Here is a 20,645-nt window from a genome sequence, read left to right on the forward strand (position 1 = left end):
AATCCCATGAAAAAAACGACACTCGGTCATAGCGACATCGCTGTCCCCAAGATTTGCCTCGGCACCATGACCTTTGGCGAGCAGGTCAACGAAGCCGATGCGCATCGCATCCTCGCTCACTCATTGGCGCGTGGTGTGGATTTTCTCGACACCGCCGAAATGTACGCCGTGCCGCCGAAAGCCGAGACCTTCAACGCGACTGAAACTATCATTGGCAACTACTTCGCGGCCAATCCGAGTGCGCGGGCGCAGTGGACAGTCGCCACTAAAGTCGCAGGGCCTTCTCGTGGTATGCCGTGGATACGCGGTGGTAGCGCCGAGCTGACGCGCAACGACATCATCGCCGCGTGCGAAGGCAGTCTGCGCCGCTTGCAAACCGAGGTGATTGATTTGTACCAGATTCATTGGCCGAGCCGCACCGCACCGATGTTTGGCGGGATTTATTTCAATCCGTCTGATGACACGCGCGTGACCGACACCATGCACGAGCAGCTCGCCGCATTGGGCGAGCTTGTCGTAGCAGGCAAAGTCAAAGCGGTGGGATTGTCAAACGAAACACCCTACGGTGTGCACGAGTTCGTTCGTCTCGCTGAGCAACACAACCTACCGCGCATCAGCACGGTACAAAATCCCTATTCACTGATTAACCGCAGCTATGAAAACGGCCTTGACGAAACCATGCACCACCTCGGCGTCTCGCTACTCGCTTACTCACCGCTCGCATTCGGCCTACTCACGGGTAAATACGACGCGTCGGGTTTAACAGGCGACGGCGCACCCGCTGAAGGTCGCATGACGAAATTTCCCTCGATGCGCAACCAACGCTGGGGACGCCCCGAATCACTCAACATCGCGAAACTCTACAACCAGCTCGCGTGTGACAACGACCTCACGCCGAGCCAGCTCGCACTGGCGTATTGTTACCAACAACCCAAAGTCGCCAGCACCATCATCGGCGTGACCAGCATCGCGCAGCTCGATGAATGCATTGATGCACATGAAGTGACGCTATCAGAAGAGCTGCTTAAATCAATTGATGCGATTCGTTGGGTGCATCGTGATCCAGCGCAGTAAATGGTGCAGCGTTGGCAGGTGTCTGTAACGTCATTCAGCCAAGAGTTTGAGTTTTTGTTTGAGGGCGACTAATCTTATTTATTCGATTGGCGGGAACTCGGCGTGGCGTGGTAAATCATCCGAAATGCTCAACCACGGTAAACACTCTGAGTCCCAGTAGTCAAAGCTCGGGGGCAGTTGACTCGGGTCATCCAGGCTGCCGATGGTTATGTCAATCAAGCCTGAAATGTAGTCTGCCGTGAAACTAATCTGCGTACCGCAGTGTGGGCAGAAACCGCGGCGGGCTTCGTCAGAAGATACATAAAGTGTTGGTGATTGTGTCGTGAATTCGCCCTGCTCTTGCATGAACATGGCCTACGCCACTGTAGGTGCTGCAGTTGCGCGACGGCACATGGTGCAGTGGCACAGTGCGGTCATGAGTGGCTCGCCTGTGAGCTGATAACGTATGTGGCCGCATTGACAGCCGCCTTTGAGTGTGGCATTCGACATGATTTTCTCCTTCATACCGTGGTTTTATAGATGCACAAGACGTTACAACGTGCGTGTCTGCCCACCGTCGACATCCAGTACCGCGCCTTGGCAGTAGCTCGATGCTGCGAGATATGCCATGGCGCGCGCAATTTCGTCGGGTGTGCCGAAGCGTGCGACGCCGAGTTTGCTCGCCATTCTTGTGGCTGCGGTTTCGGGCGATAGGTTTTGCTCTGCGGCGACGTTGGCGATGCGGGTTTGGAGTCGTTCGGTGGCAATGGAGCCTGGGTTGATGGCGTTGACTTTCACGCCCTCTGCTAAGCCTTTATCCGCGAGCACTTTGGTCAAATTCATCAATGCCGCATTTACTGAGCCACCGATGGCGAACTCCGCACTGCCTGTGCGCCCGCCGACGCCGATGATGTTAATGATGGCACCATGACGCGTTTGCAAATGCGGCCACGCTGCGCGAGCGCAGCACACACTGCTGAAACAAAACCATCCGTCCAGTCATCTTCTGACAGTGTGAGAAATTCACCGCGTTTGGTCGCACCTGCATTATTCACCAATACATCCACGCCGCCAAAATACGCCACTGCGCGGTCAATCAAATTCTGCGCCGCAGTCGCTTCACGTAAATCGAGGGCCACGGGCAAAACCTCCGTCGCGCATGATTGTGCCACTTCATCGAGTAATGAATCCGTGCGCGCCGCAATCACTAATTTCATGCCCTCAGCGGATAATCTCTGTGCAATCGCTCGGCCAATGCCGCGACTCGCGCCAGTGATGATAGCGACTTTATCGGTGAGGTTCAGGTTCATGTGCGCTTCTTTGGTTGTTTGTTGCAGATGAAAGTGGTGTGTTTGGATTGTATTTATGAGCAGGATGATTCACGTTTCATTATGGTGTTGTGTTTTACGCAAACGCAACCGAACATCTTCACCCAAACGCACCACATCCAACCATTGCCAGTTTGGTTTTTTCTGCAAGTCGTCTAAAATCAACGCATCACCGAAATCAGCCATCGGTAAACCAGCACCCACAACCCGCGGTGCTTGGTAAATGAGTAACTCATCAATCAGCCTCGCAGATAACAATGCCGCATTGAGCACACCACCCGCCTCAACGTGAATTTCGTTAAATGATTGCTCATGAAAATACACCCACAGCGCCGCCAAATCAACACGTCCATTCAACATCGGCACTCGCACAATGCGCACAGCAGTGTGAGCGGCGCATAACGCAGCCAATCGCGCCGATTGCCCCGCGTGCTCATCGTGTGACTCATCTAAATCTGCACACACCACGCACACTGACGCATCATCCTCAAATAGCCGCGCATTCAGTGGCGTGCGCGCGTAGCTATCGAGCACGCATTTCATCGGTGGGTGCGCGACGCGCGCGCCACGTACGTTCATCTGCGGATTGTCGTGCAGCACTGTACCGATGCCCGTGACGATGACGTCTGCACGCGCGCGCCACCTGTGGCCATCCGTGCGTGCTGCATCACTGGTAATCCACTGGCTGTGACCATCGGGCAATGCGGTTTTACCATCCAAGCTGGCTGCAGTTTTTAGGCGTGTGTACACTTTGCCACGCGTCATGCGTTCGATGAAACCGATGTTCAACTCATGTGTGGCGACGGCGATAGGGTGAGACGAAGGCAACACATCCACAAGCATGCCCGCCGAGCGCAACGCCGAAACGCCTTGCCCCGACACCTGCGGATTCACATCAAGCAACGCCACCACCACACGCGCGGGTTGGATTGACTTTAGTGCGTTGACGCAGGGCGGCGTTCGGCCAAAGTGACTGCACGGCTCGAGTGTCACATAGACGGTACAACCTGTTGCATCAAGTCCGCGTTCGGTCGCGTTGCGTATGGCCATGACTTCGGCGTGTGCAGAGCCTGCGGCTTGTGTATGACCTTCGCCGATGATCTGACCATTTTTCACCAATACGCACCCAACACGAGGATTGGGTGAAGATAAGCTAATGGCTTGCTCCGCTAAAATAAGAGACCGATTTAAATAAAAATCATCCATGCGTCTTGCTCATTGCTTCTGTACGTTTTGTAAAGCAACGTAGCAATAACCATAGGCCAGATGCTGAAAATATATGCTTTAATGCATGACCAGCCATCAAACCAGACGTCCATTGATCAATTTGAATGTCAAAGTGCTCTGCTACTTTTGCCAGCAAATATGCGAGTAACAGCCACCAATATCCAGAGTTATCTTTGAATACTCGGTGTCCAAATGTAAATAAGACTAGTAATAAAATCATGGGAAGAAACTGAACTAACGCATAAAATCGTAAATCGCCAGAACCGCGCAACTCGCCCCAGTACCAATAAACCACAGAGATGACACCCATTAACAACAACGGCCATAAAACCACTCTTCCCCAAGTAATGGATAAAAACTCGGCCAACGAAAATGACATCAAGGCCATAAATGCTAAGGTCATCGGTAATCGATCCCAAACAAGTGTCACATTTGATGGAAACCGATGATAATAGGCAGATCCAAAAGCCACTAAGCTGACTCCAGCAAAAAATACAATATACGAAGTCTTAACTGCTGTTACCAAACGCAATGAATGGGTGAACCATAGTTGGTACAATCCACAAATCCCCACTATCAAGAAGCCGAGGTTTGACACCACATTCCAAAAATTCGGAATCATCATCAGCGTTCTCTTGTCTGCGAAATGATGGTAGGCCGCATCCTGAGAAATAGGCGCAATAAACATCACCGCCACGCACGATAAGAGCGTGAGGGAAATGATGAGCAATTTTAGTGTGCGAGTTGAAATGGTCATATTTCATTCATAGTTGATGAGTAGCGTGAGAAATGCAAGGATTGAGCTCAGCAGCTACTGGATTACTTTGTTTATGTGGGTTGTAAAAATGCTGTCCCCAATATTAGCAATGATATCATTGGTCTCTTGTGTGTTTGCGCTGGTTTGTGTGATGTATATCGCGATGATCATAGGTTTTTGATCTGGAGGATAGACCGCAGCGATGATTGATCTAGAGCCATGACCTCCTGCCCCAGTTCTGTCGGCAATTTTCCAATTTTCTGGCAAGGCTTTTCTCAATAGTGCATCTGCAACTTTATTTTGCATCATCCACTGCGTGAGTTGAGTTTTTGAGAGTGGTTGTAAGGCGTCAGATAAGAGTATTGAGTGAAGGCTTTTTGCAGCTGCTAAAGGTGTTGTAGTGTCTCGTAAGTCGCCAGGTGTGGCTTCATTTAATTCAGGTTCTTTTCGATCAAGCCGCGTCGTTTGGTCGTTGATCGAACGCATAAAGCGGTTGAACTCAAGAGGTCCGCCAATGCTGGAAAGTAGGAGGTTGGCTGCTGTATTGTCACTGTATGTTAATGTGGCGTTACACAGTTCCGAAGGGTTGGTTGTGCCTGATAATATGGTTTCGACGACTGGCGAGTAAGTGATTAAATTACGTTTATCAAATTTAATTGCTTCGTTAAGTGATAACGAGTGTTCATCCACTTTTTTTAATACCGCTGCACACAAAAAAGCTTTAAATGTGCTGTTCATTGGAAAACGTTCATTCCCCTTGTAATCAATTAAAGTTTGGCGCTCGTGATTTAAGACCACCACACCAATTCGTGCATTGTGCTTTAGCTCTTCTTGTTTTATCGCTCTTAAGACTGAGGCAGGTATGGGGGTGGATTGTGTGGTGCAGGCTGCGCACAAAAGTGTTGCACAAATCCCGATAAATATGAAGAAGGGTTTTATGGTTTTTTGAACGAGCATGGCAATTTTCCTAAAAATTATGGGTTCTTTGCGAAATGATGGGTGTGTCGATTGAGCCAAGGAGCCTTATTCTAAAAATAAAGCAAACCATGCATGTCTTTGATTTGATGACAAAAATAAAGCGATGCATGGTTTGCTATTCTTCAAAACCATTGGTTTTTGAGTGAATGGTGCTCGTTTTTTAGCGATAGACCGGGTATGCATCCGTCAACACTTTTACCTCATCACGTACGCGAGCCAATATAGCTTCATCTGTCGGGTTGTCTAGTACGTCAGCGATGAGGTTGGCGATTTTTTCGGTTTCTAACTCTTTGAATCCGCGTGTGGTCAGTGCGGGTGTGCCGACACGGATGCCGCTGGTGACGAATGGGGTTTGTGGGTCGTTCGGGATGGCATTTTTGTTACAGGTCATGTGTGCTAAACCTAGGATGCGCTCAGCTTCTTTACCCGTCAGATTTTTCGGCTGCAAGTCAACCAGCATCACGTGTGATTCAGTACGACCAGAAACGATGCGTAAGCCACGTTTAATCAATGTTTCAGCGAGCACTTTTGCATTTTTGACCACTTGTTCTTGGTAGGCTTTAAATTCTGGGCTTAAAGCTTCTTTGAAAGCGACGGCTTTGCCAGCAATGACGTGCATGAGCGGGCCACCTTGAATACCTGGGAAAATCGCTGAGTTAATCGCTTTTTCGTGCTCGGCCTTCATGAGGATGACACCACCGCGAGGGCCGCGCAGAGATTTGTGTGTGGTGGTGGTGACGAAGTCAGCGTGGGGCACAGGGTTCGGGTATACACCTGCCGCAATCAAGCCTGCGTAATGTGCCATATCCACCATGAAATACGCGCCGACTTCTTTCGCTATTTTAGAGAAACGTTCAAAATCGATTTTTAATGCAAATGCCGAAGCACCAGCGATGATGAGCTTGGGTTTGGTTTCACGTGCGAGTTTTTCCATCGCTTCGTAATCAATGTCTTCGTTGGCATCAAGGCCGTAGGAGACGACGTTGAACCATTTGCCTGATTGGTTTAGTTTCATGCCGTGCGTGAGGTGACCACCTTCGGCCAAACTCATGCCCATGATGGTGTCGCCAGGTTGAAGGACGGCGAAAAAAACACCTTGGTTCGCTTGTGAGCCAGAGTTGGGTTGCACGTTTGCTGCTTCTGCACCAAACAGTTGTTTGACACGGTCGATGGCGAGTTGCTCAACAACGTCCACGTGTTCACAACCACCATAGTAGCGTTTGCCTGGGTAGCCTTCGGCGTATTTGTTGGTCAGTTGTGAGCCTTGGGCTTCCATGACCGCTGGGCTGGTGTAGTTTTCGGAAGCGATGAGCTCGATGTGGTCTTGTTGACGTTGGTTTTCTAATTGAATGACGGCTAAAAGCTCTGGGTCGGTGTTGCTTAAGTTGTTCTTGGTTCGGTCAAACATGGTGTGTCCTTTAAGAATGAAATCAATGGTGAATAGAATTGAACTTAAAAACCAAATCGCGTTGCTTGGGTGGGTCAAAAGCAACGCGCTGCAAAAATCATGAGGGAGTATTCGGTATCAAGTTTGCAGATATTCCCTTCTGTCCTTGATACCTGAGAGATTGTGTGGCCACCATCAAGCGCCACGCCCCTTCGGTGGGCAGTCCAAGCTGCCGCTCTCCAGAAAAACAAAGCCATCCGCGCGTCCTTTTGCCTGAGAGTTTGTGGGTTACACCTTCGGCGTTCAGTCGTGAAATACATGGTCTGAACCTCTCCGCACGGATGCAATAATGTACGGGGTTTGACAGGTTTTGTCAAACCTGAGCCGCTAGTTGAAATGATAAGTTTGCCTGATAATTGCTTTAGATTTGCTCTTAAATACCCTATTTTTGTTGGTTTGAGACAATAGCCTGTCAACCGAGCCTGTGCTCATACCTTAAGTGAAGATATTTCGTGGGAGAAACCATGCGCCGTACACTGATTGCTTCAGCTGTTTTTTTGTTTGCTTATGCCTTTTGCGCAGGCGCAGACACTGGATGCGCCTTTTTTACCGCCTGCTCGGGTCATTATCAATGACGCAAAAATGCAGCCGATTGTGCTGCAAGACGTGAGTATGAGCCCCCAAGTTTTGCCAATCATGCGCGAACAGTCGTTATTGTGGTGCTAAAAACCCGAACAGCCGTCAACTTGAAGGAAGTTTCGAATTTCCGTTGTTGCCCGAGCAGCATGTGAGCGGCTTCGCTCTGGACATCAATGGCAAATTGCGCTCAGCGTCATCCGTGCCGAAAGCCCGCGCGGAAGAGGTCTTTGAAGAAATTCGCCGTTAGAACCTTGACCCCGGTTTATTAGAGAAAAACGCGGGCAATGTTTATCGCTTGCGTGTCTACCCAATTCCCGCAAATGGCACACGCACGGTACAAATCACAATTGATCAATTGCTCACGGTCAGTGGTGATGATTACGCACTGCGTCTACCGATGAGTTTCTCGAGCAGTATTCAGAACTTCGCTCTTAGCGTGCGCTCCTCTCAAAAAGTCACTGCCACTCGCGGCCTGCCAAATGTTCAATCAAATGGCAAAAACCTCACATTCAGCGCGAAGAATTACGTCGCTAAAGATTGGCTTGCCTTTAGTATTCCGAGAAAAATAAGCGATTAGTGGCACATTGAAACGCGTGGCAACCAGCGTTATGTCCTCGCACAGTTACCGATAGGCACCAGCAAAATTGCCATCGAGGCGCCGCGTGTTTTGCCAAATCATATTGATGTGTTTTGGGACGCATCGCATCCGCCTCAGCGAACGACGCACAGACCACACGTGCCATTGCTGCCATTGAGGCGTATTTGAATCAATTGCTCAATCAAAATGTGACACCCAACATTACCGTCCACCTCGTGCGCAACCGTGTCGAGACACTCGAAACCATCGCACTTACACGAGATAACCTGTCCAGCTTGCTCGACTTGTTGCAAAAAACGCCATACGACGGGGCGACTCGACTAGATGCACTCAAACCCAGTGACAACAGCGATCTCGTCATCCTCGTCACTGACGGCTTGGCTACCTATGGCCTGACCAAGCTCGCCGTCGCAGGCAAGGCACTTGTGTACACACTTAATGACGGATTGGCCGTTGCCGCTGACACCGAAGTATTGTTGGTGTTTGGAGAACGCTTGTAAAAACGGGTGGATTCGCTCAAAAGTCGCTTCATCTCCACCAGCCATGATGGTCAACACACCATTTTGTGCACCTGCTTGACCGCCTGATACGGGGCAGTCGAGAAATGAGACTTGATGATTCGCACACAATGTCGCCATTTCTTGTGCCAAAGCGCGTGAAGTGATGGTGTGGTCAACAATGACACTGGCTGGCTTGAGGTGTGGCAGCATGGTTTGTATAGTGTGACGCACATCATCGTCATTGCCGATACACAAAAATACTGCATCAGAGGCTTTGGCAAGTTCTGCTAAGTTGTCAAAAGCTTGACTACCGATGTTTTGTTCGCACCACCAGAGGGTTTTCGCGTGTGTGCGGTTATAAACATTGACCGAGCCGAATGTGCGCAGCAGGTGCGACGCCATCGGTGCGCCCATGGCACCGAGCCCGATTTTACGATTCTTTTGGCTTAGATCGCCAGTGCTGCAGCCAAGCGAGGTGTGAGTGTGTACACCCCAGTCCAGCTGGCGCTGTCTAAAACATGATCAGCCATGCGGCGCTGGACACTCGCGATGTTGAGCTTGCCATCGGTAGGCAGCGCTAACTCGAGCGTGTCAAGCGCATACACGGTGAATGTATAACGGTGTACGACCGAGTCATTCCACGGTGGACATGGGCCGTCGTAGCCATAGTAGTCACCTTCCATGTCATGGTCGCCTGCGAACCAGTGCGTGTAGTCGTTGATCCCATGACGCATCAGCGAGTCTTTTTGCCCTGCTATGACAGGCCCTGCCTTGCCTTTCGGGGTAACTTCATGTGAAAACTGACCTGCGGTGATTTCATTGATGTGCGCTGGGATATTGATGAGCACCCAGTGAGAGAAGTCTGTGCGCGGTAAGTCAGCGGGGACTTCTCTGTCTGTTTGGTTGACGTCTGTCGCATCGGTTGGCGCATCAGCATCAACGCACAAAATCGCAAAGGACTGAGTGTCTGCGGGCGCTTCAGACCAAGCCAGATGAGGATTTTTGTTGCTTGAGAGTTTGACGCGTGTTTTTTCATCTATGACTGCAAATGCAAATTCAGCAGGAATCACGCCTTGATTGGGAAAGCTGTCTGAGTAAAGTTTCATGGTGGGGCTTTTTAGGGGTTTTTGAGTCACGTATTTTATAGAGCAAATTGAATGGTGTAAATTATTGGGTTTTCAGTGTCTCTTGAAATAGATGGGTTATTGGTAATCGCGATTACGCCATTATCATTGGCGCTCCTGTCTCATGATACAACACTCTGAGAGCAAGGGTGTTATTCGCTCATGATTCGTCGCCAACCATCCAACCCCAGCTGATTTAATGTCTCAATGTTGCGTTCATAAATCACCGCCGCGTCAGGATAGGCCGCCACAGCGCGGTCAATACTCGCCTCGCGTATCAGATGCAAAGTGGGGTAAGGTGAACGATTGGTGTAATGGCTAATGTCGTCTGGGGGCGCATCAGCGAATTGATAATCAGGATGAAAACTGGCAATTTGAATCTCACCATCCAACTCCATGCGGGTGAGCAGACTTTCGGTGTCACTCAAAAAATCGTTGTAATCAAAAAAATCAGTCAATACAAAGGGGTGAATCAGCAATGTCGTGTCAATTTCGTGGGTAGGTGTTGAGGCAAGCAGCGCGAGCTCTTGGGCAAGTGCTAACTCTAAGTCTGCTTTATTGTCCGCGTGGCAGACGACATAACGAATCTGTTTCTTGGTGTGGACAGCTTTGGCGAATGGGCACAAGTTTAGGCCGATGACAGCGCGGGTGAGCCACTTTTCGGTAGCTTCGATGATGGATTGGTCGGTCATGATTTAGAGACTGTCTGTGGGCATCCACGGTAAATCGGTCGCACCCATGTCGATGCCGCGTTGCGAGAGCAGTGTGGTGACTTGGCCTCGGTGATGGGTTTGGTGGTTAAAGAAATGGGTGACAGCGATATCCATATTCAGGGTTTTGGGCTGTGGATTGACCACGCTGGTGTAATGCAGGGTCGTTTGTAAACGCTCTAGTGTGACAGAGTCTGCCCACAATACAATTTCTTCGTCCAATCGTTCACGTGCCATTTTGAGTGTTGTGAAGTCAGAGTAAATGATGGCATTTAGTTGTTGATATGGACTACTCTGATTCGTGAATCTCGCCATCCAAACACTGTCGTCGATGGAGAGGTGATTGAGTGTGCCGATAATGGATTTGAAGTACGCACCACAGTCTTCGCTTAATTGCTCATCCGTGAGTTCACGGCATGTCTCGTATAAGCGCCTATTCATCCAGCGATTGTATTGTGCGGGTGTCTTGGCAAGGTTGGCCGTCATGGCATTCCCCTTTTGGTGTGGTTGGCTTGTTTGTTGCTGTGATTCTAAGCCCAAATGACGGTGTTGGGAAGTCGCAGCTCTTTGAGGTGTATTTAAAAAAGTTTTGAGTGTGGTTTTTGGGCGACGGTGGTTACAATGTTTCAATTTCGTTAAAGACCACACGCCCAACGCGATTACAACCAATGCTGTGGCGAAATTTGTTTGAATTGCTCACGCCACCATGCCATTGCCCGACCTGCTGTCGCACTACGCCAAGCGAGGTATAGGGTTTCGTTTTCGCGGGTTTGTTCGACAGGCAATTCGACGAGGCTGCCGTCATTGAGTGCAGCTTGTGCTGTGGCACGGGGTAGGAATCCGTGACCTAAACCCGCTATTTGTAAGGCGATTTTGCAGTCTATATTTGGTACTGTGATGTGTTTTTGTCCAGATAGTAGCCTTGCTGTTCTGGTGGGGAGGCTGCGAGCGCTATCAGCCACGACGATGGCGGTGTGTTCTCTCAGGTCATTGGGTGTTAGCGTTCGCTGCGTCTGTGTGAGCGTGTGCGTGGGGGCGACGCAGAAGGCAAAAGGGATGCTGGCTAATGTGGCGGTTTGATAACCCATACTATGTGCCCATGAGTGAACCTCACCTCCAACAATAATCAGATCCGCGCGATTGTCTCGCAGTGCTTCCCATGCTCCCGACATGACTTCATGGCTCAGACGAAGTCGTGTGCCACAGTTGAGTGCTTCAAATGTGGCGATGAGTGGAATCAACGTTTCAATGGGGACTATCGAATCAATGGAGATGCGAAGCTCAGACTCAAAACCTGTGGCGATGCTTTGAAGACGACCTTCTAAGTCCTGAGCAACCCGCAGTAAAAACCGTCCTTCACGGAGCAGCTCTAAACCTGCTGGCGTGAGTGATGCGCGGGAGCCGTTGCGTTCGAACAGTGAGATGCCCAACTGTTCTTCTAATTTGTTCACTGTGTATGATATGGCCGAAGGTACTTTGGATAAGTGTTCGGCAGCGGCTGAAAATGAGCCGTAGCGGTCAATGGCATCTATGACGGAGATGGCATCTAAATTTAGTTTACTCATAGTATGTTCGATTTATTTGATTGTTCAATGCAAAATATTTTAAGTTTCGGCGATACTTTCTTCTTATAATGTAAACCATGCTTGATAAAAAGCTTGAAAAGTGCGAGTCTGTTTTGTCAGTGGTTTGGGTTAAAAAGCTTAATCAAGTGGCGCATTATGAAAATCGCAATAAAATCAAAAGGATGGCCAGTGTTTTTATTTTGATGCTCATTGGAATACGATTGTAATTCAATATGGGTCTTTGGTAGAGATATTAATTTCGCATTTTTTCGGCTGTTTTGTTGTGTTTTTTAAGTAGGGTGGTCATCAATTTTTTTGAATGCTAAGGATTTTTTATGAAACATGTTTTGACTAAACTCGTGCTCAGCACAGCTGCAACTCTTGCGCTCACAGCACATGTTGCCCAAGCACAAGAACCCGTTTGGGATGGTAATAAGGTTGTGCTTGAGTCTGAGCAATTGGCACCGAATATTTTTGCGTATTACGCAAACGATGCTGTTAAGTTGAGCAAACAAGGCAAGCCTGTTGCCACCAGTGGTGGTTTCATTGTTGGGGAAAAAGGGGTGTTGCTCATCGAGACAATGCTCAATAAGCGTTTGAGTCAACAAGTATTGGATTTAATCGCCAAACAAACCAAAAAACCGATTCTTTACGCTTTGAACACCAGTGCGCATGGGGATCATTCTTATGGCAATATGTATTTGCCCAAAGGCGTTAAAATTGTTCAACATGCCAACACCAGCATGTACATCCATCAGCATTTCAAAGCAGATACAGAGTTTATGATTCAAAACTTTGGTAAAGGCCGTGGCATTGAAGACATTCGCCCGACAGATGCCGATGTTTTGGTGGGCAGTAACGGTAAAATTACGCTGGATTTGGGTGGTGTGCGAGTTGATGTGATTGACTTTGGTTTTGCTCAAACAGGTGGTGATTTATTTGTCTGGTATGAAAACGATAAAATTTTGTGGGCGGGCAATGCGATTATCGCGCCAAAGCCTGCATTGCCGTGGCTGCTTGACGGTCATTTGGTTGAGACACTCAGCACGCTTCAAAAAGTCTACGATTTTTTACCTGATGATGCCAGAGTCGTGCCAGGTCACGGTCCTGTGATGGGCAAAACGGATATCAAGTGGCACATTGATTACTTAGCTGCCATTAAATCTCGCGTTCAAGCGGCGATTGACAAAGGTTTGACGCTTGAGCAAACTGTCGCTCAGGTGAGCATGGATGATTTTCGTGGCTATGCGCTGTTTGACTGGGTCAACCCTAGGTTGAATGTTCCTGCCGCTTACAAGGACTTGACGATGGCGCACCAAAAATAAGAAATATCTAACCTTAACCTATTGATTGGGCTCTAATAGCGATTAAGTCATTGTGGGTTTGCTCACGCAACCTTCTCGTTCTTAAAAAACACGGGAAAAATGGGTTTTCACCTTTTCTCGTGTTTTTTTATAACTATTCATCGGTGTTGAAAGGAAGCTGTATAAAGTTGATTGTCCGTCTTGAGTCTCTCGCCTTTAATTGCTATACTTTTTGCGCTGTGCCATGAGATTTTCTTGAAATGGTTCAGAAAAATAGAGTTGTGTATTAAAAAACAATTGATAAGGAGATAAAGTTATGAAAATTCGTTTAGGCATGTTGGTGGTGGGTATTTTTGTCGGTGGCGTGGCGATGGCTAAATCGACAGATACCAACAAGGATGGCAACTTTAGTCGAGAGGAATTGTTGGCGGCATCTTATGAAAAAGCGGAGAAAAAATTCAAAAAAGCCGATGTCAACGGTGATGGTCGCGTCACCATGGATGAGATTAAAGGCAAAAAACTGACTGTAGCAAAAGGCGCAGACCAAAATAAAGACGGCATGATTACGTGGGATGAATACAAAGCTCATTCGGCACAAGGGGTGGACAAACGTTTGGCCAAAAAAGACACCAATGGCGACGGTATGCTCAGTAAAGAAGAGCGTTCACGCAAGAAAAAATCATAGGCGTGAGTTGTCGTGGTGCTGTTTCAAGCCCTTATCTGAACAATTCTTCTGATAAGGGCTTTTTGTATGGATTTATGTTAGAGTGCGGATTCTAATAATGTGTTAAAACCCCCGAAAACTTCATCGAAAAAGGATACCAAATCATGGCAAGAGGCGATAGCAAACCAGCAGTTCAACAAAACACTGGTGACGAAAAAGCCAAGGCATTGGCCGCCGCATTGGCGCAAATTGAAAAACAATTTGGCAAAGGCTCCATTATGCGCTTGGGCGATTCAGCCGATAAGCCTGATGTTCAAGTGGTCTCAACTGGTTCGTTGGGGTTGGACGTTGCGCTGGGCGTGGGTGGTTTGCCGCGCGGACGCGTGATTGAGATTTATGGTCCAGAGTCATCTGGTAAAACCACGCTCACCTTGCATGTGGTTGCTGAAATGCAAAAACTCGGTGGAACGTGTGCGTTTGTCGATGCCGAACATGCTTTGGATGTGGCGTATGCCGAGAAGCTGGGTGTGAATTTGACAGAGTTGCTGGTGTCTCAGCCTGATACAGGCGAGCAAGCGCTTGAAATCGTTGATGCTTTGGTGCGTTCAGGCTCTATTGACCTGATTGTCGTCGACTCTGTGGCGGCATTGGTGCCGCGTGCCGAGATTGAGGGCGATATGGGAGATTCGTTACCTGGTTTACAAGCACGTCTCATGAGCCAAGCATTACGTAAATTAACCGCATCGATTAATCGCAGTAACTGTACTGTGATTTTCATCAATCAAATCCGTATGAAAATTGGTGTCATGTTTGGTTCGCCAGAGACGACCACGGGTGGTAATGCCCTGAAGTTCTACGCCTCTGTGCGCATGGACATCCGTCGCATTGGCTCGTTGAAAAAAGGCGATGAAATTGTCGGTAATGAGACTCGCGTCAAAGTCGTTAAAAACAAAGTCGCTCCTCCATTCAAAGAAGTGATTTTTGATATTATCTACGGTGAAGGTATCTCGCGCGAAGGCGAAATCATTGATATGGCAGTCGAAGCAAAAATCATGGATAAATCAGGCGCATGGTACAGCTATGGCAAAGAGCGTGTGGGACAAGGTCGCGACAACGCCCGTGAGTTCTTGCGTCAAAATCCTGAATTGTCGGTCGAGATTGAGAATTTGGTTCGAGACCACCTCGGTGTTAAATCACGCGCTGTGATGCGTGCGTTGAAAGAGGAGCCCAAGTCAAAATCAACCAAAGCAGCGAAAGTAGAAGAAATGCCTGCTGAAGATGATCCTGTGTAGTATTTGATTCAATGCATTTAAAAAGCCTGCGGTCATCGCAGGCTTTTTTGCGTGGGGATGTGATTAATGAGGGTGGCTGACAACCGCTTTTCGATAGCGTTCGCGCTCATGCTCAACGAGGTCAATGCAGTACTGGGTGTGAACGCCATTGGGCGCTGGAATCAAGGCTTGGGTTCTGCTCAGCAATGCATCTGCGATGGCATCTCGTGTTTCGATGCTGCGGCCAGAAAGTAAGCCGAGCTTAATGATGACGAAGGCGCGAGGTTCAGTGCTGATCCCAATCATAAAGTCTGTCATGCAGATGGCACGGCTTTTGATATCGGCTTCGGAGAATTGTTTGGAGTCGATTAGGGTGCGATTTAGCTCAGTGAGGACGTGTTGTTTGTCGAACGACAGGTTTGGTGTGTATTCGAGTGTGAGTGTGGGCATGGTGTTTTGTTTCTCTGTTTAAAAATCGCAGCCCGTATGGGCTGCGATCCTTTGATCACTATTACGGCATGTTTGTTTGCGGCAAAGCCGATTTATTGCTTTTGAGTTTCGACGATTTTCATGGCGCTGGCAATTAGTGTTGAAATATCGCCCATGTTCGCAGGCACAATCAATGTATTGTTTTTGCTGGCCATGTTTTGGAAGGCTTGGACGTATTGTTCGGCTACTTTGAGGTTCATCGCGGTTTGGCCGCCAGTCGCTTGTGTGGCTTCACCGATTTGGCGCAGGGCTGAGGCATTGGCTTCGGCAACGGACAAAATCGCGGCGGCTTCACCCTGAGCTTTGTTGATGGCGGCTTGTTTTTCACCTTCTGAGCGTTGGATGAAGGCTTCGCGCTCACCTGTGGCGATGTTGATTTGCTCTTGTTTACGGCCTTCAGAAGCTGCAATCAATGCGCGTTTTTCACGTTCGGCGGTGATTTGTGCCTGCATAGCGTGCAAAATAGCCGCTGGTGGTACGAGGTCTTTGATTTCGTAACGCAAGACTTTGACCCCCCAGTTGGTGGCGGCTTCGTCAAGAGCATTGACCACTTGAGCATTGATGACTTCGCGTTCTTCGAAAGTTTTATCGAGCTCGAGGCGGCCGATGACACTACGCAAACTGGTTTGAGCCAGCTGTGTGATGGCAAAGATAAAGTTTGACGAACCGTAAGATGCTTTCATCGGATCGGTGACTTGAAAGTAAATCACCCCGTCTACTTGCAGTTGGGTGTTGTCTTTGGTGATGCAAACTTGGCTCGGTACATCCATGGGGATTTCTTTGAGCGAGTGGCGGTAAGCGACACGGTCAATGAATGGGATGATGATGTTCAAGCCAGGTAATAACGTTCGGTTGTATTTACCAAAGCGTTCAAGCACCCAAGCATTTTGTTGTGGCACGACTTTGACAGCTTGCAAGACAAAAACAACGGCAAGTACGAGGATGATGAGTGGGAATGTAATGAATTCCATGGAAGTCTCCTTGATTAATTAGACGGGTTTCAAATGGGTTGAACCAACAATCGTGTGCCATCAAGACGCACAATCCGATAAGCACCTTCTGTGGGCTTCTCTGTTGGGTGGGTTAGTGTGACTTGCCAATTTGTTCCGCGATAACTGGTATGGCCGACACCATCTTGCCAGTTGACCACTTGAACTATGGCGCCAGCATCCAAGTCATCAACTTGCGTTTTGGTGTTGGGCTGAAGATTGAGTTGTTTACGGTAGCGTCGCACCAACCACACAAGCACTGTAGCGCAGACCAAGTAAATCAGTGACTGCGTGAAAAATGATGCGCCAAGTCGATCTGCCACCCACGCTGGGATGGTGGCGATAGCCAGCATCAGTAAATAAAATGTGCCTGTGGTCAGCTCAACCGCGAGCAGTATCGCCCCAACGATTAACCAAGCATATGTGAACATGTCGTTCTCCTGTGTCTTTGGATCCTGATTTGATTATAGACTGTATTGACCGCCTGTGTTTGCTTGGCCTCGGTCTATATTTTCTCAAACAACCGTTTGTTTCGGAACGGTGCGCAAAAAAAAGCGAAACCCGTCGGTTTCGCTTTTTTTGTGTAGAGCACTGCGTGCTCAACAAACATGACTCGCTTACGCAGCCAATGCCAATGCTTTAACATTGGCGTTCAAGCGGCTCTTGTGGCGAGCGGCTTTGTTTTTGTGAACGATTTTTTTGTCGGCGATTGAGTCGATGATTTTCATCGCGCTTTGTAATGCAGCGGCCGCAGCGACTTTGTCACCAGCAGTGACAGCTTTACGAACAGATTTAACTGCTGTGCGGTATTGCGAACGCAAAGATGAGTTGTGTGCGTTGAGTTTGACGGCTTGACGCGCGCGTTTGCGAGCTTGAGCTGAATTTGCCATTTTTAAGGGTTCCTTAATACTTGTGAATTGAAAATCGATTTTCTGGATTCTTGATGCGATGAAATACGCGCTTTGCGCAAAACGCGCGGCTCACTTTTTTCGCGGCTCTTTGTGTGTTTAAATGGCGTTTAGGCCATAAAAATTAAGGGCGTTTCAAGAAAATAGCTGTAAAATATACCATTTTTCGGCGATTGACGCAACGACTTTTACGTTTCGTTGGTTTTGTGGTCGGTTGTGCTGTGAAAAATTGTGGTTTTTTGCCATGATTTTTGTGTGGTGCTCTTTGCTGTTTGATTAAATAAGTGATTTCATGAATCTATTAAAAACTTTGGCCTCTGTGGGCGGGATGACTTTGCTCTCGCGCATTGTGGGCTTGGTGCGAGAAACATTAATGGCGCGGATTTTTGGCGCTGGTGCAACCACGGATGCGTTTTTTATTGCGTTTCGGATTCCGAACTTGTTGCGTCGTTTGTTTGCCGAGGGGGCATTTTCGCAGGCATTTATACCGATTTTGGCGCAGAGTAAAAATATTGATGGCCAAGATGCGACAAAGCGTTTGGTAGATCGTGTGGCGACCATGCTGTTCTGGGTGGTGAGCATGGTGACGTTGCTGGGCATTGTGGGGGTCAGTGGCGTCATGTTCATCATGGCCAGTGGGATTGAAGTGGGCTCATTGCGTTATGACCAAGCGAGCTTGATGACACAGATTATGTTTCCTTACATCATTTTTATGTCCATGGCGGCTTTGGCGGCGGGGATTCTCAATACGTGGAAAGACTTTAAGACGCCAGCGTTCACGCCTGTGCTACTGAATTTAATCTTGATTGCCTCTGCGCTTTGGTTGTCACCGCACATGGAACCGCCGATTTTGGCGATGGCCATCGGTGTTTTTGTGGGCGGTGCGGTGCAGCTGGCTTGGCAGTTACCCGCTTTGAGACGCATTGGCATGTTGCCAAAAATCTCATTTGATTTATCATCGGCGTTTAAGGACGCGGGTGTGCGCCGTGTGCTCAAGCTGATGCTGCCTGCGACTTTGGCGGTGTCTGTCGCACAGGTGAGTTTAATTATCAATACCAACTGGGCGTCGAGACTTGGCGACGGTGCGGTGTCTTGGATTACCTATGCTGACCGACTGATGGAGTTTCCGACCGCGATTTTGGGTGTGGCCTTGGGAACGATTTTGTTGCCCAGTTTGACTCGGGCGCATAGTTTAGATGATGTGGCTGAGTATAACGACTTGTTGCGTTGGGGCTTGCGCTTGACGTTCTTGTTGGCGTTGCCCGCAGCTGTGGGACTTGGCTTGATGTCTGAGGCTTTGACGAGCACGTTGTTTCATTACGGTAAGTTCAATGCTTATGATGTCACCATGACGTCGCGCGCTGTAGCAGCCTATGCGGTGGGTTTAATTGGCCTTATTAGTGTCAAGGTGTTGGCCGGTGCATACTACGCTAAGCAAGACATCAAAACCCCTGTGTTTATCGCGATTTTTGTGCTGGTGGCCACGCAGGGCATGAATTTGATTTTTGTACCGTTGTTCGGGCACGCGGGGTTGGCTTTGTCGATTGGCTTGGGGGCGTGTTTGAATGCCAGTATTTTGGCCGCTTTACTGGTGCGGCGTGGTACGTTGTCAGCACATCAGGGTTGGCTGGTTTTTTTTGTTCGGCTGCTTGTCGCGCTGATGTTTATGGCGGCGGTTGTTTATGGCTTGGTGCGCTGGGTTGATTGGACAGCGTTGGTGGCTGACGGACGCTGGCAGTCAAAAGTCGAGCGAATTACGGTGCTTTTTTCTGTGATTGGAGCTGGTGCGTTGGTTTACTTTGCTGTTTTGTTTGCTTTGGGCTTTCGTGTGCGGGATTTTAGATTGATGGCTAAGGGCTGATACTTGGCTTGTGGCCTCATGATTTATCCATGAAACTGCTTTACGATGACGCACTTGAGTTTTTTGTTTGACCAAATTTGTGAGAAACGAGATTTTTTATGCCAGATTCTGATCCCTACTTTAAGCCCAAAGCCGAACAAGCTTCGTCGCGCTCTTGGCTCAAAATTGCCTTGGGGGTGTTGTTGTTGGCATTGATTGCACTGATTGCGCTGCGATTATATCAATCGTTGACTCAAGCGGCGCGTGCCAAGCCAGCGCCTGTGACTGAGGTGCAAATCAAACAAGGCGAGCTGGTGTCTGTGGGGGGCAGCACTTTTGAGCAAACTCTGCCTTTATCGGGTTCGCTCAATCCGTATGTGCAAACCACTGTGCGGCCGCGTGCCAGTGGTGAGGTGGCGCGTGTTTTGGTGCGAGAAGGTCAAGCCGTGCAGGCCAATCAAGTTTTAGCCGAGTTAGTTAACACGACTTATCAGGCTCAGTTAGCGCAAGCTCAGGCCAATGTCAGTTCGGCGCAGCGCTCATTCGATGTGACCTTACAGGACTATAAAAACAACCAACAGCTATTCGAAGAGAAATTCATCTCAAAGATGGCCTTGGATAAACTCAATGTGAACGTGGCTGCGGCGCAGACCCAGCTCGACAATGCCAAACAAGCCTTGGTTATTGCCAAACAATCCGCATCCGAAACTGTGATTCGCGCCCCTGTCGCGGGCTACGTAGCAAGCAGTTCGGCACAAAAGGGTGACACAGTGGGCAGCGATACAGCGATGTTTGTGATTGTGAATATTGACAGCTTCGAGTTGGCAGCCCCCATTTCTGCAGAGCAGGTAGGCATGATTCGTGCAGGGCAAACCGTTCAGCTGTCTGCGACAGGTATCGCTCAGCTATTTGATGGTGTGGTTGAGCGGGTCAATCCTGCGGCGCAAAGCGGTTCGCGCAGTTACCTCGTGTATATTCGAGTGGATAACCCAACAGGGCTGCTTAAGGCAGGCATGTTTGCGCAAGGTAAGATTGTCTTATCGACCAGTCCGAATACCTTGTCTGTGCCAGCGACGGCACTTCACACGGTCGGGGGTAAGGTTTATGTGTATAAAGTTGCTGATGGCAAGTTGGTTAAGCAGTTTGTCACAATTGGTACGCGTGCCAGTGATGCGATAGATGCGGCGGTTGAAATCACATCGGGTTTGGCGGCGAATGACACGGTCATCCGATTGGATTTGGGTGAGCTGAAAGAAGGTGTTTCCGTCAATATTCTCAATGATGCAGCGATCACTCCTGCACCCGCCCAATAAA

General features: G+C 48.9%; 22 protein-coding genes, 2 pseudogenes and 1 riboswitch. Of the genes and pseudogenes, 8 read left to right on the forward strand and 16 right to left on the reverse strand.

The features are described from left to right. The first annotated feature begins 6 nt into the window (after window positions 1-6). On the forward strand, window positions 7-1,074 hold the full coding sequence (locus IE082_RS10250; protein ID WP_189493823.1) for an aldo/keto reductase: 1,068 nt from the start codon (window positions 7-9) through the stop codon (window positions 1,072-1,074). A 78-nt stretch (window positions 1,075-1,152) separates the two neighbouring features. Here IE082_RS10250 and IE082_RS11525 read toward each other — a convergent pair. From IE082_RS11525 to glyA, 7 genes and pseudogenes are all read right to left on the reverse strand, one after another. After that, window positions 1,153-1,578 (reverse strand): annotated as a pseudogene (locus tag IE082_RS11525) (GFA family protein). A 27-nt stretch (window positions 1,579-1,605) separates the two neighbouring features. Then, window positions 1,606-1,995 carry an SDR family oxidoreductase gene (locus IE082_RS11490; RefSeq protein ID WP_373295099.1) on the reverse strand — a complete coding sequence of 130 codons (390 nt, stop codon included), beginning with the start codon at window positions 1,993-1,995 and terminating at the stop codon, window positions 1,606-1,608. Continuing rightward, complete coding sequence (locus tag IE082_RS11495) at window positions 1,908-2,363, reverse strand: SDR family oxidoreductase (protein ID WP_373295100.1); 456 nt, start codon at window positions 2,361-2,363, stop codon at window positions 1,908-1,910. Before IE082_RS11495 ends, IE082_RS11490 begins: the two co-directional genes overlap by 88 nt. A 69-nt stretch (window positions 2,364-2,432) precedes the next feature. Then, complete coding sequence (ribD, locus tag IE082_RS10265) at window positions 2,433-3,587, reverse strand: bifunctional diaminohydroxyphosphoribosylaminopyrimidine deaminase/5-amino-6-(5-phosphoribosylamino)uracil reductase RibD (protein ID WP_189493824.1); 1,155 nt, start codon at window positions 3,585-3,587, stop codon at window positions 2,433-2,435. Beyond that, a complete protein-coding gene (locus IE082_RS10270) occupies window positions 3,580-4,365 on the reverse strand; it encodes an alkaline phytoceramidase (protein WP_189493825.1) in 786 nt (261 codons plus the stop codon). Before IE082_RS10270 ends, ribD begins: the two co-directional genes overlap by 8 nt. A gap of 54 nt (window positions 4,366-4,419) precedes the next feature. After that, window positions 4,420-5,322: a class A beta-lactamase gene (gene bla / locus IE082_RS10275; RefSeq protein WP_189493826.1), complete on the reverse strand. Its 903-nt coding sequence runs from the start codon at window positions 5,320-5,322 to the stop codon at window positions 4,420-4,422. Window positions 5,323-5,503: 181 nt separating this feature from the next. After that, window positions 5,504-6,751: a serine hydroxymethyltransferase gene (gene glyA / locus IE082_RS10280; protein ID WP_189493827.1), complete on the reverse strand. Its 1,248-nt coding sequence runs from the start codon at window positions 6,749-6,751 to the stop codon at window positions 5,504-5,506. A 230-nt stretch (window positions 6,752-6,981) separates the two neighbouring features. Continuing rightward, window positions 6,982-7,077: riboswitch (glycine riboswitch) on the reverse strand. Window positions 7,078-7,463: 386 nt separating this feature from the next. On the opposite strand from glyA, the pseudogene IE082_RS11500 reads away from it, so the two are divergent. Together IE082_RS11500 and IE082_RS10290 are read left to right on the forward strand one after the other, a co-directional pair. After that, window positions 7,464-7,616, forward strand: a pseudogene (locus IE082_RS11500) (VIT domain-containing protein); the annotation flags it as partial. A 48-nt stretch (window positions 7,617-7,664) separates the two neighbouring features. Next, entirely contained in the window at window positions 7,665-7,946 is a 282-nt protein-coding gene (locus IE082_RS10290; protein ID WP_189493828.1) for a hypothetical protein, read from the forward strand. Window positions 7,947-8,287: 341 nt separating this feature from the next. Here the strand turns inward: IE082_RS10290 and IE082_RS10295 are convergent, their stop codons facing one another. The 5 genes from IE082_RS10295 to IE082_RS10315 all read right to left on the reverse strand — a co-directional run bounded on the left by IE082_RS10295 (window position 8,288) and on the right by IE082_RS10315 (window position 11,866). After that, window positions 8,288-8,968: an NAD(P)-dependent oxidoreductase gene (locus tag IE082_RS10295; protein ID WP_308429030.1), complete on the reverse strand. Its 681-nt coding sequence runs from the start codon at window positions 8,966-8,968 to the stop codon at window positions 8,288-8,290. After that, window positions 8,914-9,573 (reverse strand): YbhB/YbcL family Raf kinase inhibitor-like protein, encoded by a 660-nt coding sequence (locus tag IE082_RS10300; RefSeq protein ID WP_189493830.1) that lies wholly within the window; start codon window positions 9,571-9,573, stop codon window positions 8,914-8,916. The genes IE082_RS10295 and IE082_RS10300 overlap by 55 nt, the downstream gene beginning before the upstream one ends. Before the next feature lie 170 nt (window positions 9,574-9,743). Beyond that, window positions 9,744-10,283, reverse strand: a complete 540-nt coding sequence (locus tag IE082_RS10305) for a DUF1415 domain-containing protein (RefSeq protein ID WP_189493831.1) — start codon at window positions 10,281-10,283, stop codon at window positions 9,744-9,746. 3 nt (window positions 10,284-10,286) lie between these two features. Then, window positions 10,287-10,787 carry a DinB family protein gene (locus IE082_RS10310; RefSeq protein ID WP_189493832.1) on the reverse strand — a complete coding sequence of 167 codons (501 nt, stop codon included), beginning with the start codon at window positions 10,785-10,787 and terminating at the stop codon, window positions 10,287-10,289. Between the two features lie 173 nt (window positions 10,788-10,960). Next, the gene (locus IE082_RS10315; RefSeq protein WP_189493833.1) at window positions 10,961-11,866 is read right to left on the reverse strand and encodes a LysR family transcriptional regulator; all 906 of its coding nucleotides are present in this window, start codon (window positions 11,864-11,866) and stop codon (window positions 10,961-10,963) included. Window positions 11,867-12,201: 335 nt separating this feature from the next. On the opposite strand from IE082_RS10315, the gene IE082_RS10320 reads away from it, so the two are divergent. The 3 genes from IE082_RS10320 to recA all read left to right on the forward strand — a co-directional run bounded on the left by IE082_RS10320 (window position 12,202) and on the right by recA (window position 15,126). Beyond that, a complete protein-coding gene (locus IE082_RS10320; protein WP_189493834.1) occupies window positions 12,202-13,191 on the forward strand; it encodes an MBL fold metallo-hydrolase in 990 nt (329 codons plus the stop codon). A gap of 295 nt (window positions 13,192-13,486) precedes the next feature. Beyond that, window positions 13,487-13,855 (forward strand): EF-hand domain-containing protein, encoded by a 369-nt coding sequence (locus tag IE082_RS10325; protein ID WP_189493846.1) that lies wholly within the window; start codon window positions 13,487-13,489, stop codon window positions 13,853-13,855. A gap of 143 nt (window positions 13,856-13,998) precedes the next feature. Continuing rightward, the gene (gene recA / locus IE082_RS10330; RefSeq protein ID WP_189493835.1) at window positions 13,999-15,126 is read left to right on the forward strand and encodes a recombinase RecA; all 1,128 of its coding nucleotides are present in this window, start codon (window positions 13,999-14,001) and stop codon (window positions 15,124-15,126) included. Between the two features lie 63 nt (window positions 15,127-15,189). On the opposite strand, the gene IE082_RS10335 is transcribed toward recA, so the two are convergent. From IE082_RS10335 to rpsT, 4 genes are all read right to left on the reverse strand, one after another. Beyond that, the gene (locus tag IE082_RS10335) at window positions 15,190-15,555 is read right to left on the reverse strand and encodes a 5-carboxymethyl-2-hydroxymuconate Delta-isomerase (RefSeq protein ID WP_189493836.1); all 366 of its coding nucleotides are present in this window, start codon (window positions 15,553-15,555) and stop codon (window positions 15,190-15,192) included. 92 nt (window positions 15,556-15,647) lie between these two features. Further along, window positions 15,648-16,565, reverse strand: coding sequence for an SPFH domain-containing protein (locus tag IE082_RS10340; protein ID WP_189493837.1), 918 nt, complete (start codon window positions 16,563-16,565; stop codon window positions 15,648-15,650). A 29-nt stretch (window positions 16,566-16,594) separates the two neighbouring features. Further along, window positions 16,595-17,014: an NfeD family protein gene (locus IE082_RS10345; protein ID WP_189493838.1), complete on the reverse strand. Its 420-nt coding sequence runs from the start codon at window positions 17,012-17,014 to the stop codon at window positions 16,595-16,597. A gap of 186 nt (window positions 17,015-17,200) precedes the next feature. Further along, window positions 17,201-17,473 carry a 30S ribosomal protein S20 gene (gene rpsT, locus IE082_RS10350; protein WP_189493839.1) on the reverse strand — a complete coding sequence of 91 codons (273 nt, stop codon included), beginning with the start codon at window positions 17,471-17,473 and terminating at the stop codon, window positions 17,201-17,203. A gap of 310 nt (window positions 17,474-17,783) precedes the next feature. Between rpsT and murJ the strand changes: the two genes are divergently transcribed. Continuing rightward, the gene (gene murJ, locus IE082_RS10355) at window positions 17,784-19,352 is read left to right on the forward strand and encodes a murein biosynthesis integral membrane protein MurJ (protein ID WP_189493840.1); all 1,569 of its coding nucleotides are present in this window, start codon (window positions 17,784-17,786) and stop codon (window positions 19,350-19,352) included. 98 nt (window positions 19,353-19,450) lie between these two features. Next, complete coding sequence (locus IE082_RS10360) at window positions 19,451-20,644, forward strand: efflux RND transporter periplasmic adaptor subunit (protein WP_189493841.1); 1,194 nt, start codon at window positions 19,451-19,453, stop codon at window positions 20,642-20,644. Window position 20,645 lies beyond the last annotated feature (1 nt).

Source organism: Formosimonas limnophila, from assembly GCF_014652675.1.
GTDB classification, from domain to species: Bacteria; Pseudomonadota; Gammaproteobacteria; order Burkholderiales; family Burkholderiaceae; genus Hydromonas; species Hydromonas limnophila.